Origin of the sequence: Leucobacter sp. G161, from assembly GCF_001482305.1 — a bacterium.
GTDB lineage: Bacteria > Actinomycetota > Actinomycetes > Actinomycetales > Microbacteriaceae > Leucobacter.
On sequence record NZ_LOHP01000050.1, the window covers coordinates 1 to 383 of the forward strand.

The 383-nt window shown below is 72.1% G+C and carries 1 pseudogene; it reads right to left on the reverse strand.

Annotated features, from left to right (window positions below):
• Positions 1-383: pseudogene (locus AUL38_RS05220) on the reverse strand (electron transfer flavoprotein subunit alpha/FixB family protein); the annotation flags it as partial.

The window sequence follows — 383 nt, forward strand, 5'->3', positions numbered from 1 at the left end:
CGGCGACCGTGAGCGGCTCGGCGGCAGCGGTCTGTGCCGCGGCGCGCGCATCAACGGATCCCTGGCGGATCGTGATGACGGGCGCACCGAACGTCGATGCCGAGGTGACGTTGTACGCGCCACCGTAGACGGAGTGCTGGGCGACCACACCGAGGTCATCACGGGCAACGCCGATGGCGTCAACGGCGAGCGCTGCGCGGGTGCGCGCGGCGAAGCGCGCAGCAGTGTCGCGGCCGTTGACGGAGTGCGAAACGAGCACGGCGTCGGGCTGCACGAGTGTGGCTGCGGCCTGCAGCGCGTCGACGGCGACCGTGAGCGGCTCGGCGGCAGCGGTCTGTGCCGCGGCGCGCGCATCAACGGATCCCTGGCGGATCGTGATGACG